Source organism: Bradyrhizobium sp. AZCC 2230 (genome assembly GCF_036924495.1).
Classification (GTDB): domain Bacteria; phylum Pseudomonadota; class Alphaproteobacteria; order Rhizobiales; family Xanthobacteraceae; genus Bradyrhizobium; species Bradyrhizobium rifense.
Genome location: NZ_JAZHRS010000001.1, coordinates 9520152 through 9534831 on the forward strand (window position 1 = coordinate 9520152; position 14680 = coordinate 9534831).

Annotated in this window: 12 protein-coding genes and 1 pseudogene; 4 read left to right on the forward strand and 9 right to left on the reverse strand. The window is 64.3% G+C overall.

All coding sequences use genetic code 11. The features are described 5' to 3' along the window. Nucleotide 1 precedes the first annotated feature (1 nt). From V1280_RS45270 to V1280_RS45290, 5 genes are read right to left on the reverse strand one after another with little or no spacing between them, the layout of a single operon-like run. Nucleotides 2–574, reverse strand: a complete 573-nt coding sequence (locus V1280_RS45270) for a flavin reductase family protein (RefSeq protein WP_334537689.1) — start codon at nucleotides 572–574, stop codon at nucleotides 2–4. 41 nt (nucleotides 575–615) lie between these two features. Then, complete coding sequence (locus V1280_RS45275) at nucleotides 616–1848, reverse strand: acyl-CoA dehydrogenase family protein (RefSeq protein WP_334537691.1); 1233 nt, start codon at nucleotides 1846–1848, stop codon at nucleotides 616–618. Between the two features lie 22 nt (nucleotides 1849–1870). After that, nucleotides 1871–2875, reverse strand: a complete 1005-nt coding sequence (locus tag V1280_RS45280; protein ID WP_334537693.1) for an NrtA/SsuA/CpmA family ABC transporter substrate-binding protein — start codon at nucleotides 2873–2875, stop codon at nucleotides 1871–1873. 11 nt (nucleotides 2876–2886) lie between these two features. Further along, complete coding sequence (locus tag V1280_RS45285; protein ID WP_334537695.1) at nucleotides 2887–3615, reverse strand: ABC transporter ATP-binding protein; 729 nt, start codon at nucleotides 3613–3615, stop codon at nucleotides 2887–2889. Further along, nucleotides 3612–4388 carry an ABC transporter permease subunit gene (locus V1280_RS45290; RefSeq protein ID WP_334538607.1) on the reverse strand — a complete coding sequence of 259 codons (777 nt, stop codon included), beginning with the start codon at nucleotides 4386–4388 and terminating at the stop codon, nucleotides 3612–3614. Before V1280_RS45290 ends, V1280_RS45285 begins: the two co-directional genes overlap by 4 nt. Nucleotides 4389–4717: 329 nt before the next feature. Between V1280_RS45290 and V1280_RS45295 the strand changes: the two genes are divergently transcribed. Next, nucleotides 4718–5809, forward strand: coding sequence for an LLM class flavin-dependent oxidoreductase (locus V1280_RS45295; protein ID WP_334537697.1), 1092 nt, complete (start codon nucleotides 4718–4720; stop codon nucleotides 5807–5809). Between the two features lies 1 nt (nucleotide 5810). On the opposite strand, the gene V1280_RS45300 is transcribed toward V1280_RS45295, so the two are convergent. The 3 genes from V1280_RS45300 to V1280_RS45310 form a co-directional block, all read right to left on the reverse strand. Then, a complete protein-coding gene (locus tag V1280_RS45300) occupies nucleotides 5811–7151 on the reverse strand; it encodes an LLM class flavin-dependent oxidoreductase (protein WP_334537699.1) in 1341 nt (446 codons plus the stop codon). 43 nt (nucleotides 7152–7194) lie between these two features. Then, nucleotides 7195–8160 (reverse strand): aliphatic sulfonate ABC transporter substrate-binding protein, encoded by a 966-nt coding sequence (locus V1280_RS45305; protein WP_334537701.1) that lies wholly within the window; start codon nucleotides 8158–8160, stop codon nucleotides 7195–7197. A 141-nt stretch (nucleotides 8161–8301) separates the two neighbouring features. Further along, the gene (locus V1280_RS45310) at nucleotides 8302–9870 is read right to left on the reverse strand and encodes an MFS transporter (protein WP_334537703.1); all 1569 of its coding nucleotides are present in this window, start codon (nucleotides 9868–9870) and stop codon (nucleotides 8302–8304) included. A 179-nt stretch (nucleotides 9871–10049) separates the two neighbouring features. Between V1280_RS45310 and V1280_RS45315 the strand changes: the two are divergent. Beyond that, nucleotides 10050–10903 (forward strand): annotated as a pseudogene (locus V1280_RS45315) (LysR family transcriptional regulator). Here the strand turns inward: V1280_RS45315 and V1280_RS45320 are convergent. Further along, nucleotides 10819–12309, reverse strand: coding sequence for an LLM class flavin-dependent oxidoreductase (locus tag V1280_RS45320; protein WP_334537705.1), 1491 nt, complete (start codon nucleotides 12307–12309; stop codon nucleotides 10819–10821). The pseudogene V1280_RS45315 and the gene V1280_RS45320 sit on opposite strands and share 85 nt — an antisense overlap. Before the next feature lie 252 nt (nucleotides 12310–12561). On the opposite strand from V1280_RS45320, the gene V1280_RS45325 reads away from it, so the two are divergent. Continuing rightward, nucleotides 12562–13881 (forward strand): O-acetylhomoserine aminocarboxypropyltransferase/cysteine synthase family protein, encoded by a 1320-nt coding sequence (locus V1280_RS45325; protein ID WP_334537707.1) that lies wholly within the window; start codon nucleotides 12562–12564, stop codon nucleotides 13879–13881. A 35-nt stretch (nucleotides 13882–13916) separates the two neighbouring features. Next, nucleotides 13917–14621, forward strand: a complete 705-nt coding sequence (locus V1280_RS45330; protein ID WP_334537709.1) for a MetQ/NlpA family ABC transporter substrate-binding protein — start codon at nucleotides 13917–13919, stop codon at nucleotides 14619–14621. Nucleotides 14622–14680: the final 59 nt, after the last annotated feature.

Below are 14680 nucleotides of genomic sequence, written 5' to 3' on the forward strand. Positions count from 1 at the left end.
CTCATCTGACATGTGCCAGCGGAATGCTGATCTCGGCGAGCAAATCGAGGTCGAAATCGTGTTTGATCTCGATGTACTGGCCGTTCCAGTATACCAGCCCCGACAGCTCGCGCGAGAGGTCGAAGCTCACCAGGCTGCCGACGATGATTCCGTGAGAATGGCGCTCGATGATCTCCTCGACCTGGCATTCAACGGTCGCGAGCGCGTTTCCGAGCAGCGGCACGCCCGAGGTGCCGGCCGACCAGGGGATGCCCTCGAAGCGCTGGGGCCCCTTGATGCGGCCGTCGCTGAAGCGGTCCGCCAGCTCCTGCTGGTCGGAGCCGAGAATGTTGACGCCGAACGTACCGAAGCGCTCGATCAGCGCAAAGGACGACGCCTGCCGGTTGACGCTGACCAGCACGCGCGGCGGGCTTGCACTCAGCGATGTCAGGGACGTCACGGTCATCCCCGTGATGTCGTCGTCGCGGCCGGCCGTGATGATGCTGACGCCGCCGGCGAGGCGGCGCATCACGGCGCGGAATTGATGTTCGATCTCGTTGCTGTCCGTGACAAGATGGATGTCCGATCTTCCCATGTCCTGACCTCCTTGTGTCGGACGCGAAGGCTTCTTCCCGCCTAGAAGAAGCCCTTCGCCGGCAGCGGTGTGCCGCTGATCTCGTATTGGCCTATCGAGCGCGCCTTGTAGGTGGTTGGATTGTGCGAGGACAGGGTTCGGGCGTTGCGCCAGTGGCGGTCGAAATTGGTGACCTTTTTGGTCGCCGACGCGCCGCCGACGTCGAACAGCAGGCTGCCGCCGCGGATGGCGAAATCGTCCGCGATGATCTTGGCCTTGGCCGAGAGCAGGGCGGCGGTGTGGGCCGCATCCGCCGCATCGGCGGCGCCGGCGTCGAATGCGTCGGTCGCGACGTCGAGTGCTTCGGCGGCCGCCAGCACCACGGCTTCGGCTGCGAAGGCGCCGCTGGCGATCTGGCCGACGGTCTGCTGAAGCAGGGGATCGTCGGTCGGGATCTCGGTCGGGGCGTAGTAGAAGGTGCGCTTGCGCGAGTGGATCAGGGCCGTAGCGTCGTGCAGGGTCGCGCGCGCGATGCCGGCAACGACCGCGGTCAGGAACAGCTGGGCGAACGTGTTGGAGTAGGGCACGCCGTAACCTGAGTCGGGCTCATCGAAGACCACCTCCTGGCGCTTCACTCTCACATTGTGGAAGTGGGTCGTGCCGGTCGCCGTGAGTCGCTGCCCGAGGCCGTCCCAATCGTCGACCAGCTCGATGCCCTCGCGCTTGATCGGAACGATCGTCGCGCCGGTCGTTCCGGACGGATCGGCGGCGCGGACCAGGACGTAATCCGAGTACAGCGTGCCGGTGCTGTAATATTTGGTGCCATTCAGCAAATAGTCGCCGTTGCCGTCGGGCGTGAACGTCGTGCCCGGCGTGACATTGCCGACGCGGGGGCTTTCAAGTTCGGTGGTGGCGAGCCCGATGATCGCGCCTCCCGCGACCGCCTTCTGCCAATCGCGGCTCTGCTCGTCCTTGGGCGTGCGCACCAGCCGCTCCACCACGCTGAAATGATTGCGCAGGATATGTGCGACATTGGCGTCGGCCTCGCCGAGGCGGATGACGAAGGCGAAGAGATCGCGGATCGTGCTGCCGGCGCCGCCGGCGCTGACGGGAAGCCGTAGCGCGCCGAGACGGGCGCGGCGGATGAGATCGATGACCTCGAAGGGCAGCACGCGGTCGCGTTCGCGTGCGCTCGCACCTTCGGCGATCTGGTTGAGCAGTGCCTCCAGTTCCGGCGAGCCGATCTTGAGCGGCTCGGATGTGGTCAGGGAGGGTGCGGAGACAATTTTGTTCATGATTGGCCTGTTGGTCACGTTCTCACAGCTGCGCGAGGTGGTCGGTCACCTTGACCGGCTCGGGCAGAACCTTGCGGGCGACGAGCCAGTCGGCGGCTTTTTGCAGCTCGCCGACGAATTGCTCATCATTGGCGGCGAAGTAGCGGTACTGCCGCTTCAGCGCGATGAACTGATCGCGGACGGCGTCGCTGTACTTGCCGATCTTCTGCGCGATGTACTCGGCCTCCTTGGCATTCTCGGAGATCCATTTGCCTTCGGTACGAAACGCGTCGTTGACGGCGCGGACCAGCGCGGGATTGTCGGTCGCAAATTTGCGGGTGGTGAGATAGGACGTGTAGTCGATCTGGAAATCGAGATCGCGTCCTTCCAGGAAAAGGTCGTGGGCCTTGTACTCGAGCCGGGCGATGTCGACGCCGGGGCTCCACATCGACCAGGCGTCCACCTTGCCGGAAGCGAGTGCCGGCGCCGCATCCGGCGGATTGAGATAGACGAATTTCACCGCAGAGCGATCGACCTTGTGTTTCTCGAGCGCAGCGACCAGCAGGAACTCGCCGAGGCCGGAGCGGTTGACCGCCACAGACTTGCCGACGAGGTCCTCGATCTTGTCGATGCCGGAGCCGTCCTTGGCGATGATCGCCGTGGTCCGGGGCTCGTAGACGACGAACTGCGTGAACACCAGCGGGGAGCCAGCGATGATCGCGGCCAATGCCGGCGTGGTGCTGCCGCCAAAACTGAAGTCGGCGCTTCCGCCGGTCACTGCCTGCAAGGTCGGCGCATGATTCGGGAACGGGCCGAGCCACTCGACCTTGATGCCATCCTTGGCCAGCATCTTCTCGAATTCGCCGCGTTCCTTGGCGATCACGTTGAGGCCGCCGAGACCCCAGGTGATGCGCACCGTATCAGTGGTGCGGCCGGGGCCGGCATGGGCGAAATCGCCGATGTTCATGCCGGCGAGGGCGCCAACGCCGAAAGCCGCGGAGCCAAGGAAGCTGCGCCGGGATGGTTTGGCGATCGGGGAGCGAGACATAGGGGCCTTGCCTAGTTGGGGGAATGGGACGCCACGCCGAGCTCGCCGAGGAGCTCTGCGCGCGAAATGGGCGTCGAGCCGTCGCGCACGGCGCGATGCTCGAACGCAATGGCACCGTTCCGCATCACCAGGATGCGGTCGGCCAGCGCGATCGCCTCATCGACGTCGTGGGTGACCAGCAGGACGCCCGGCTGATGGTTGGCGACGAGCTCGCGGACGAGCTCATGCATGCGGATGCGGGTGAGCGCATCCAGGGCGGCAAAGGGCTCGTCGAGCAGCAGGAGCTCGGGCTGCTGGACCAGCGCACGGGCAAGCGCGACGCGCTGGGCCTGTCCGCCGGAGAGATTGCGCGGCCAGTCATCGAGACGGTCGGCGAGGCCGACCTCGGTCAGCGCCTCGGCGGCACGTTCGCGTGCATCCGGCACCAGCAGACCAAGCGAGACGTTGCGCCAGAGGCTGTCCCACGGCAGCAGCCGATGCTCCTGGAACACCACGGCCGGGCGGCGCGGCGCGACGATGCGTCCGCCCTGAATGGAATCGAGACCAGCGAGCGCCCGCAGCAGCGTGGTCTTGCCGCAGCCGCTCTCACCGAGCAGGGCGACGAACTCGCCGCGCTCGATCCGCAGGTTCAGTCTGTCGATGACCACGCGGCTGCCGTAGCTGCGCACGAGGTTGCTGACGACGACCGCCGGGCCGGATTCGAACGAGGTGCGCGATCGCGGAGCGACATGAACGTTCATCGTGCCGCTCCGTAATTCGGATGCCAGGCGAGCAGGCGCCGTTCGAGGAAGCGCGCAATGCCGTCGGCCGCGACGCCGATCAGCGCATAGATCACGATCGTCAGCACGATCACGTCGGTGCGCAGGAATTCCCGCGCGTCCATGGCGAGAAAGCCGATGCCGGACTGCGCGCCGATGGTTTCGGCCACGACCAGTGCGAGCCACGCCGTCGCCAGCGCATAGCGGACCCCGGTCAGGATCGAGGGCAATGCGCCGGGAAGGATGATCCGGCGGATCAGCTGAATGGAGCTCAGGCCCTGGACGCGGCCGAGCTCGAGCAGCTTGGGATCGACCTGGCGGATGCCGAGCACGGTGTTGATGTAGATCGGAAAGGTGACGCCGAGCGCGACCAGGAAGATCTTTTGCGTCTCGCCAACGCCGAGCCAGACGATGACGAGCGGCAGGACTGCGAGAAACGGCACGGCGCGGATCATCTGCACGCTGCGGTCGATCGCCGCTTCCGCGATCCGCGAGAAACCGACGAGAGTGCCAAGTACGGCACCGACAACCGACCCGATCGCGAATCCCGCCGCTGCACGCAGCAGGCTGACGCCGAGATCGTTCAATAGCGTCCCGGTGGTCGCCAGCTTGAACGCGGTTCGGATTACCTTGCTAGGCGCGGGAAGCACCTGGGGCGAGAGCCATCCGGCCTGCGCCAGCCATTCCCAGACGATGACCAGCGCCACGGGTGCAAGCCATGACAGGAGCAGAAGGCCGCGCGGACCAAGCTTGATCCTGGTTGACGTCAGAGCGCGTGTGCTATCGCTGCTCTGCGATGTCGGCTTGTCGTCGATTGTCGCGCGGTCGATGTCGCTCAATTCGATATTGCTCAAGACGCGAGACCTTGCTTCAGGTGCGATGACTTGCCGTCACCGCAAAATGTCCCATGAAATCGGGCCGACAGAAATAGAGCGGTATTTCAATTGTCGTTCGATCCGGAGTGATCTGCTGTCGTCTCAGCGCGCATGCGCGACAAAGAAAATCTTTTGATGTGCGTCTGCTTGATCTTGCACCACGCATTGGCGAGAACGCCTGAGGCTCAAGGCATTTACGGGAGAGCACGATGACGACCGCACCTCTTCGCTTCGGCATCTGGGCGCTGGTGCACGGACCACGTGCCGCGCATCAGGACCCGGAAGAGCCCTATGATGCGTCCTGGGAGCGCAACCGGGATCTCATCCTCGCCGCCGAGGAACTCGGGTATGATTCGACGCTGATCGCGCAACACACGATCAACCCGCATCAGGAGGATCTCGATCAGCTCGAAGCGTGGAGCGCCGCTGCCGCTATCGCGGCACTGACGAAGCGCATCGAGATCATCGCTGCGATCAAGCCGTATCTCTATCACCCCGTCGTTCTGGCCAAGCTCGCGCTCGGGATCGAGAACATCAGCCGCGGCCGTTTTGCGATTAATCTGGTCAATGCCTGGAACCGTCCGGAGCTGGAGAAGGCGGGGATTGGCTTCCCCGAGCACGATGCGCGCTACGCCTACGGCAAGGAATGGATCTCAATCGTATCGCGCCTGATGGAAGGCGAGCGCCTCAACTACAGCGGCGAACACTTCAACGTCACCGACTATGTGCTGCGGCCGACCAGCCTCTATCGCAAGCGCCCCCTCATCTATGTCGGCGGGGAATCCGAGCCGGCGCGCGATCTCGTCGCGGGCCAAGGCGACGTCTGGTTCATCAACGGCCAGCCGCTCGGCGACGTCGCGGGCCTGATCGCCGACGTCGCTTCACGTCCGCGTGGGTCGGCGCCGCCATTGCGTTTCGGTCTGTCCGCCTTCGTCGTCGCGCGCGAGACCCGCGAGCAGGCGCAGGCCGCCCATGAGCGGCTGCTCAGTCTTGCCGCAAAGGATGCGCCGATGAAAGCCATCCAGAAGCAGAACACCGATCCGGAGGTCGTGATGATGCAGACCATGCAGAAGACGCCGCGCGTCGGCAGCAATGGCGGCACGGCCGCAGGGCTCGTCGGCAGCTACGACGAAGTTGCGGAGCGCATCGAAGCCTTCCATGCCGCCGGCATCGAGCTGTTCATGCTGCAATTCCAGCCGTTCGAGGCCGAGATGCGGCGTTTTGCGCGCGAGGTGATTCCCCGTGTGCGCGCCCGGCAATCGACCGGGCCCTCCGGGAAGCTGGCCCAGTCCCTCGGATGAATCAGGCTGACGCGACCTCTGGCGCCGGTGTCGCGAAGCGGCTCGGGGGCCGCGGCAGACCAAAATGCTCGCGCAGCGTCGTGCCCGTGTATTCGATCCGGAACAATCCGCGCTTTTGCAGGATCGGCACGACCGTATCGACGAAGGTCTCCAGCCCGGTGGGCAGAACGTCCGGCATCAGATTAAACCCGTCGGCGGCGCCGGCCTTGAACCAGGTCTCGATGTCGTCGGCGATCTGCTTCGGCGTGCCCACGATGATGCGATGGCCAACGCCGCCGCCGAGCGCGCGGATCAATTGACGAACGGTAAGGTTGCCGCGGCGGGCGAGGTTCACGGTGCCCTGGAACATGGTGTGATTGGCGTTCGCTGGAAGCGGCAACGGGTCGGGAAGCGGCTTGTCGAGCTCAAGCAAGGCAGGGTCGATCTGGAGTGTGCCGGCGAGGCGCGCGAGGCTGTATTCGATCGGCACCAGCTCCCAGAGTTCGTCCTGCCGCCGCTTCGCCTCGGCCTCGGTGCTGCCGATGACGGTGGCAAGCCCCGGCAGAGTGACGATGGAATCGCCGGAACGCCCGTAGGCCGCAGCCCGCGTACGCAGATCGCGCGCATAAGCGACGCCTTCCTCGATCGACTGTGCCAGCGTGAATACCGCTTCCGCATAGGCGGCTGCGAAATCGCGGCCGTCATTGGAGCCGCCTGCCTGCACCGTGACAGGTCGCCCTTGGGGCGAGCGTGGCACGTTCAGGGGGCCAGCGACCGAATAATGCGGACCGCGGTGGGCGATCGGGTGCACCTTCGATGTATCGACGAACTGCGCGCTCGCCTTGTCGCCGACAAAGGCGTCGTCTTCCCAGCTGTCGAACAAGGCGTGGACGACATCCGTGAATTCCTTGGCCCGCTCGTAGCGGGCCTTGTGCTCCAGTGCACCCGTGAGGCCGAAGTTGCGGCTCGAAGCGGCATCCGCCGTCGTCACTGCATTCCATCCTGAGCGTCCGCCACTGGCATGGTCGAGCGTCACGAAGCGGCGCGCAATGTTGTAAGGCTCGTTGTAGGTCGTGGAGACCGTGCCGATCAGGCCGATATGCGTCGTCGCGGCGGCGACCGTCGCCAGCACGATTGTCGGTTCCAGCGAGGTGAACGATCGGTAGTCGATGCGATCGTTCACGGCCGGCGAGTCCGCCAGGAAGATGGCGTCAAACTTTCCGCGCTCCGCAATCTGCGCCACCCGCACATAATGACCGAGATCGAAGAACGCGCGCGGATCGCTGTCCGGCAGCCGCCAGGCTGACGGGTAGACACCGGAGTGAAGCAGATTGACGTTGAGGTGCAATTGGCGTGGCGGCATGGGGATTCCGAAAGTCGGCGGCCTAAGCCGCAAGTCGCGGAGATCAAGACCCCTTCGGGGACCAGATCTTGATGGCGGTGGTGTCGATCTTGACGGGAATCAGACCTTCGGCGTGGAATGCATCGGCAATGCGCTGCTGCTCGGACAGGCCGGGCCCGGTGACCGCGCCCACCTGATACGAGCGGTGGCTGTTGGCCTCCTCGACGATTGCCGCATCGATACCCCAGAGGCCGGCGAGCAATGCCGCCGCGTCCTTCGGCTGGGCCTTCACCCATTTGCCGGTCTCGGAGAGCTTTGCGAAGATCACGTTGAGGACCTGATCGTGCTTGTCCGCATACGCGGCCGAAGCCAGGTAGTAGCGCTTGTAGCTCGCAAGACCGTTGCTGCCGTCGGAGAGGATCCGGCCCTTCGTCTGGTGCAAGGCGCTGGTCAGGAACGGATCCCAGGCGACCCAGGCATCGACATTGCTGCTGATGAAGGCCGCGCGACCATCGGCCGGTGTCAAATAGGCAGGCGTGATGTCCTTGAAGCTCAGGCCGGATTTCGCCAGGGCTGCGAGCAGCAGATAGTGGCTGCCGGCGCCCTTGGTGACGGCGATCTTCTTGCCCTTCAATTCAGCGATGGTCTTGATGGCCGAAGCCTCCGGCACCACGATCGCCTGCGCCGCCGGCGAGGCGGCTTCCTCGGCGACATAGGCGAGCTTGGCGCCGGCGGCTTGCGCGAAGATCGGCACCGTGTCGGCGACGTCAGCGCCGAAATCGATGCTGCCGATGTTGATGGCCTCCAGCAGCGGCAAGCCGCTGGTGAATTCGTGCCAGGAGACGGTGATGTCGAGCGGCGCCAGTGCCTTCTCAAGCTCCCCGTTGGTCTTCAGGATCGCCGTCAGCGTCGAGGATTTTTGATAGCCGATCCGGAGCTCCTCGGACATTGCGGGCTGAACGGACGCCAGCGCGAAGAAGCCGAGCGCGGCCGCGGCGAAGGCTCGCAGGCGGAACGTGAGATGATGCATTTCGGATATCCGGTTCAACGTAACTGCCTTGCCGTCTCGACCTCCGTCTGGGGAGACTGGGGCGGCTCACTTTGCCGGCAAACGGGTCCGCGTGGCAATTTCGCAGTCGGGCGCAGAAGGGAACGAACATTCTCTCGTGCGCTAGCAATTGAGAACGGAGTTGTCGGTATCGCAGTTCGACGCGAGACGCTTCCGTGTGGCGTAGCTCTCGCCAAAAATCATGAAGCTCGCCAGCGCCATGATCCAGACGGATAGCCCGCCATAGAGCATCACCAGCCCGAAACCATGGATCAGCGCATCTTGCACGGCGGTGTCCGCTGCCGGAAGGACACTCAGCTCGGGGATATCAGACGGGCGGGCGGTGCCGCCGGCGATGCGTTCCGCGAGATATTGCAGGCGACCGGGATCGAGCTCACCGGGCAGCGCGCTGCGCAGCCAGGAGGAGATGCCCGCGATCAGGATAAAACCCATCAAGGCGATGTTAATCGCCAGCGAAATCATGCGGGCGCTCATATCGATGCCCGATGCCATGCCGGCCCGTGTGCTCGACACCGCCCCCGTGGTGACGTTGGTCACCGGCGTGTTGGTGAGAGCAAGGCCTACGCCCGCGAGCAGACATCCTGGCGCCAACGTCAGCCAGGTGACGTGCGCGACGCCGCTGCCGGCCCTCATCAGCATGAAACCAAGGCCGATGACGAACAGGCCGAAGGGAATGGCGATGCCGCCGCCGAACCTCAGCAATATCCGTTCGCCGAGCGGCGGAATCACCAGCGTGGGGAGCGTGTAGGTCAGCAATGCGAGACCGGCCGTGAGATTGTCGTAACCAAGTGCGCTGCGAAAGAAGATCGGCAGGTAGATCATGAAGGACCAGAAGCTGAAGTTCATGCCGGCCGATCCCAGCAGCGCGCCCGAAAAGGCGCGTATCCGGAACACCGAGAAATCGAACATCGGACGGGCGCTATGCAGCTCGACCAGCACGAAGGCAATGAGGCTCAGAACAGCCGTCGCGACGATCGCCAGGCCGGTCAGGCTGCCGAAGCCGAAGTCGGGGCCTTCCGTGATATAGAAGGCGACGCAGAATACCGATGTCGAAAGCGTCACGATGCCCGCGATGTCGAGATGTTTTGCCTCGGGATCGCGCGACTCCTGTACGCCCATTACGGCAAGCGCGATCGTGACAATTGCGATGAACGCGTGAATCAGGAACACCCATTGCCAGCCGGAGACGGCGACGATCGCCGCGCCGATGATGGGTCCGAAGCCAAGGCCGATGCCGAAGATAATGCCCCAGGCGGCAAAGGCCCGCGCGCGCGGTGCGCCCTCCTGGAACTGATGGGAGAGAACCGCGACCTGGCAGATCAGCATCGCGCCACCGCTCATGCCCTGAAGGAAGCGGCTCACGATGAGCAGGAGCGCGTCCTGCGCCAGGCCGCAGATCAGCGAAGCCAGGCCGAACACGGCGATGCTGACGACGAACACGCGCTTTCGACCATAACGATCCGCCAGCGTCCCCGTCGCCATCAGCACCGTCGTGACCGCGATGGTGTAGGCATTCATGATCCATTGCAACTGCTGGAAGTTGGCATGCAGCACCGTCTCCAGCGTGGGCAGGATCGTTGGAACGCTGGAGATCTCCAGGCCGAACATGAGGGACGCGAGGCACGCCGCGGCCAGTGCGATCGTGTTTCGTCGTGATGGTGAGACCGTCAAGGCTGTGACCTCCAAACGTAATGCTGATTGCCGGCGCGGACGCGCGACGTCGCTCGCTCCGGGAAAGCGTGCTTTCCCGTGCGCCATGCCCGCGTCAGGCGGGGCGAACATAGGGGCCCCTTGACCACAACAAAATCCGATCAATATTGATTTCAGAGACAACAAAGCCGGATGATGCAATGCTCTCGCTCGATGTCGACGCCGTCAGGGCCTTTGTGATGGTGGCGGACCTTCACAGTTTTACGCGGGCCGCCAAGGCGCTGGGGACCACTAAGGCGCGATCAGCGTCAAGCTGAAGCGGCTGGAGGATCGTATCGGGCATCGATTGCTCGAACGCACGCCGCGATCGGTGCGGCTGTCGGCGCAGGGGACGGCGTTCCTGCAGGGGGCGCGGGAGCTGATCGCTGCGCATGAGCGCGCGATCGCCGGGCTCAATGCGCCGCCGCGTCACTTCGGCCTTGGTATTGCAGCGCATGTCGCGGGCCCGGAAGTTCCGGCCTTGCTGTCACGGCTGCACGCGCATGATCCGAATTTGACCATCGAGGTCCAGCTCGACAATTCGCGCAATCTCCTTGATCTCTTCGATCAGGGACGGTTAGACGCGGCCATCGTCCAGCGCGAGGACGATCGTCGCGATGGCGAGACGCTGGCGCACGAGCGCTTCGGCTGGTTTGCGGCGCAAGGGTTCGATCACAGGGAGGGCGAGCCCCTCCGCCTCGCCGCACTGGCTCCGACCTGCGGCGTGCGCAACATCGCCACACAGGCGCTGGATGCGGCCGGCATCAAATGGATCGAGGTGTTTCTGGGCGGCGGCTCCTCGGCGGTCCATGCCGCTGTCGTGGCTGGGCTTGCGATTGCGCCGTTGTCGTATCGGATCGCGCCGGCGGGCACGATCGACATCGGCGCCAAGCTCGGACTTCCCAAGCTGCCGCCGTCGGAGGTCGTGCTTCATTCGTCCCTGACCGACCGCCGGTCGCGGGCCGCGCTGGGAGCGCTCGCAGCAGCATTCCGCGAACATCGCGCGAAGGGGTGAGCGTCACCCTTGCTATTCGGCCGCGTCGGATTGGAACGCAGCCGCCGAAGGCGCGCGCCGGGATGCGTGCTGTGCAACCGCGGACCGCGCCCCGGAAACAGTTTTTCGCGTAGCGTGCCGTCGCGATAAACGGTCTTGTAGACGCCGCGCGATTGCAGCTCCGGCACCACAAGATCGACAAAAGCGTTGAGCGACTCCGGCGCGACCAGCCGGAACAGGTTGAAGCCGTCGACGTCGGTCTCGTCCGCCCAGGCGATCAGCTCGTCGGCGACGTCCTGCGGCGAGCCGACCACGAAGGGTGACCGGGCGCCGGCGCGGCTCAATCTGGCGAGGTCGCCGACATTGACAGGCCGGTCGCTCCGCACCGTAAAATTCTCGACCATCGACTGGATGGCGTTGCTCTCGACATATTCGATCGGCTGGTCGGGTCGGTAGGTCGAAAAGTCGATGCCGGTCCAGCCCGACAACAAGGCGAGCTGGCCGGTCTGGTCGACATGCCGCGCATAGTCCTCGAGCAGATCATTCGCCTCGGCACGTGTCGGCGCCACGATCACGGTTGCGCCGGCAAACAGGCGGATGTCGTAGGGATCGCGGCCATAGGCCTTGGCCGCCTCGCGGATCTCGCGGACCGCGCGCGCAAGGATCGGCTTGGTCTGGCCGTTGAGAAAGATCGCTTCCGAATGCCGGGCCGCGAAGGCGCGGCCGCGCTTCGAGGCGCCGGCCTGATACAACAGCGGCGTTCGCTGCGGCGAGGGTTCGGCGAGATGGATGCCGTCGACCTTGAAATATTGGCCGTTGTGCACCACACGGTGAAGCTTTGCAGGGTCCGTGAAGATGCGGCTGCCGCGATCACGGCGGACGGCGTCATCCTCCCAGCTTCCCTCCCACAGCTTGTAGGCCGCGGTGAGGAAGTCTTCGGCCGCATCATAACGATCGTCATGGGCGCGGTTGGCCGGAAGGCCCATGCCGCGCGCGCCGCTGTCGAGATAGCCGGTGACGATATTCCAGCCGATCCTGCCCTTGGTCAGATGGTCGAGCGTCGAAAACTTGCGGGCCAGCTGATAGGGATGCTCGAAGGTCAGGTTCGAGGTGATGCCGAAGCCGAGGTGGTGTGTGACGAGCGCCATGGCGGACACCAGCAGTGTCGGGTCGGCGTTGGGAAGCTGCACGGCGTGGTGTGCGGCGGCATCGGCATTGCCGCGATAGACGTCGTATACGCCGAACACATCCGCCAGGAATATGCCGTCGAGCAGACCTCGCTCCGCGGTCCTGGCGTAGTCAGCCCAATATTCGAGTGTGTTGTAGTCGATCGACGCGTCGCGCGGATGAGACCACAGGCCGGCCCAGTTGTGGCTCGGCGCGGTCATGTTGAAGGCGTTGAAGCGCAGCTCGCGCGGTCTCGTCATGGGCGGTCCCGATCATCAATTGCGAAGCACATCCGCTCCGCGCGACATTTTTAACATTTTGCGTGAGCGAGTTTGTTTCCAATTCGACGAAGGAGCCGAAAGAAACACGTTACGAAGCGACTGTGACGCAGCACGCGCATCGCTATTTTCCGGACACGCTCGACAGCCGCGGAATCCGCCCGCATCATTTTCGTCAACAAGCACGGCTTGCCGCGCGAGGTGCGCGTTCTCGAGATCGAAAGGGAATTGCAGATGGCATTGGAGACCCGGAACTTCGAGACGCTCGCGTTGCATGGTGGATCGTACCGCTCCGACCCCGCCACTGGTGCGGTGGCGGTTCCGATCTACCAGACCACCTCGTTCCAGTTCGAAAACACCGATCACGCCTCGCGCCTGTTCGCGCTCGAGCAGCTTGGACCGATCTACACCCGTATCGGCAATCCGACCCAGCAGGCCTTCGAGGATCGGCTTGCCGCACTCGAGGGCGGGGCGGCCGCCCTCGCAGTTGCCTCCGGACAGACGGCGTCCGCCTTCGCGATCTTCAACATCGCCCAGGCCGGCGACAACATCGTGTCCTCGACCGATCTCTACGGCGGCACCTGGACGTTGCTGTCGCAGACCCTGAAGCAGTTCGGCATCGAGGCCCGGTTCGTCGATCCCGCGGATCCCGAGAATTTTCGCCGCGCAACCGACGCGAAGACGCGGGCCTATTTCGGCGAGACACTCCCGAATCCCAAGCTGAACGTCTTTCCGATCAAGGAGGTCGCGGACATCGGCCGCTCGCTGGGCGTGCCGCTCATTCTCGACAACACGGCGTCGCCGCTGATCGCACGTCCGTTCGAGCACGGCGCCGCTGTGATCGTCTATTCCACGACGAAATATATCGGTGGCCACGGCACCGCGATCGGTGGCGCCATCGTCGACGGCGGCAATTTCGACTGGGCAGCACATGCGGAGCGCTTCCCGCTGCTGAACAAGCCTGACGAGGCCTATCACGGTGCGATCTGGACCGAAGCCGCAAAGCCGCTCGGCCCGATCGCCTACATCCTGCGCGCCCGCGTCAAGCTGCTGCGCGACCTCGGCGCATCGATCGCGCCGCAAAACGCCTTCCAGTTCATCCAGGGCATCGAGACCCTGCCGCTGCGTATTCGCCAGCACAACGAGAACGCGGTGAAGGTCGCGAACTTCCTCGCCAAGCACCCCTCGGTCTCGAACGTGATCTTTCCCGGACTGCAAAGCGGGGAGAACCGGCGCAGGGCGGACGTCTATCTGAAGGGCGGCTTTGGCGGGCTGGTCGGCTTCGAGCTGAAGGGGGGCGTCGAAGCCGGCCGGCGGTTCGTCGACGCGCTCAAGCTGTTCTATCACGTCGCCAATATCGGCGACGCCCGCTCGCTGGCCATTCACCCGGCGTCGACGACGCATCAGCAACTGACTGCAGCCGAGCAACTCGCCGCCGGCGTCACGCCGGGCTATGTCCGCCTGTCGGTCGGGATCGAGCATCCCGACGATATCCTGGCGGATCTCGGTCAAGCGCTGGCACAGGCGGACGCCGGTGCGCGCAAAGCTGCGTGAGACGCATCATCTGAATTGCAACGGGACTTGAGATCATGAGAATCCTTCGTCGTACCGCCCTGGCTGCGGGTCTCTGGCTTGCGTTCACAGCGGCGGCCTTCGCTGGCGAACCCCTGAAGATCGCGACCAGCGCCGGCCCCGTTGGCCAACTTGCGTCCTTTGCCGCCAAGCTCGCCAAGGAGAAGGGGCAGGACGTCAAGATCGTCGAGCTGTCGGACTGGGTTGCATTGAACGAGGTCGTGAACAGCGGCGAGGTCGATGCCAATCTGTTCCAGCATGCGACCTATCTCGCGCTCCAGAACAAGCAACGCGGTTTCAATCTGGTACAGGCCGACAAGGTTGGCGTGATTGCGCCGGTCGGCCTGTTCTCGAAGAAGATCAAGACGCTCGACGAGATCAAGTCCGGCGACAGCGTCGCCATTCCGAACGAGCCGCTCAACGGCGCACGCGGTCTGATCCTGCTGGAGCGGGCCGGCCTGATCAAGCTCGCGCCCGGCAAGGGCTTTTCGGTCAGCAAGTTCGACATCACCGACAATCCCAAGAACCTGAAGATCGTCGAGCTCGACCCGGCGCAGACCTACCGCTCGCTCGACGACGTGACGCTGGCGCTTGTCAATATCACCTATCTTATTCCGGCCGGCGGCGACCCGAAATCGGCGCTGATCATCGATCGCACCGTCGACGAAGGTCTGGTGCTGCGCTTCACGGTCCGCCCCGACAAAAGGACGATCCGCGGCTGAAGGCTTTCATCCAGGTGTTCAACTCGCCCGAGGTGAAGCAGTTCATCGAGGACAAGCTG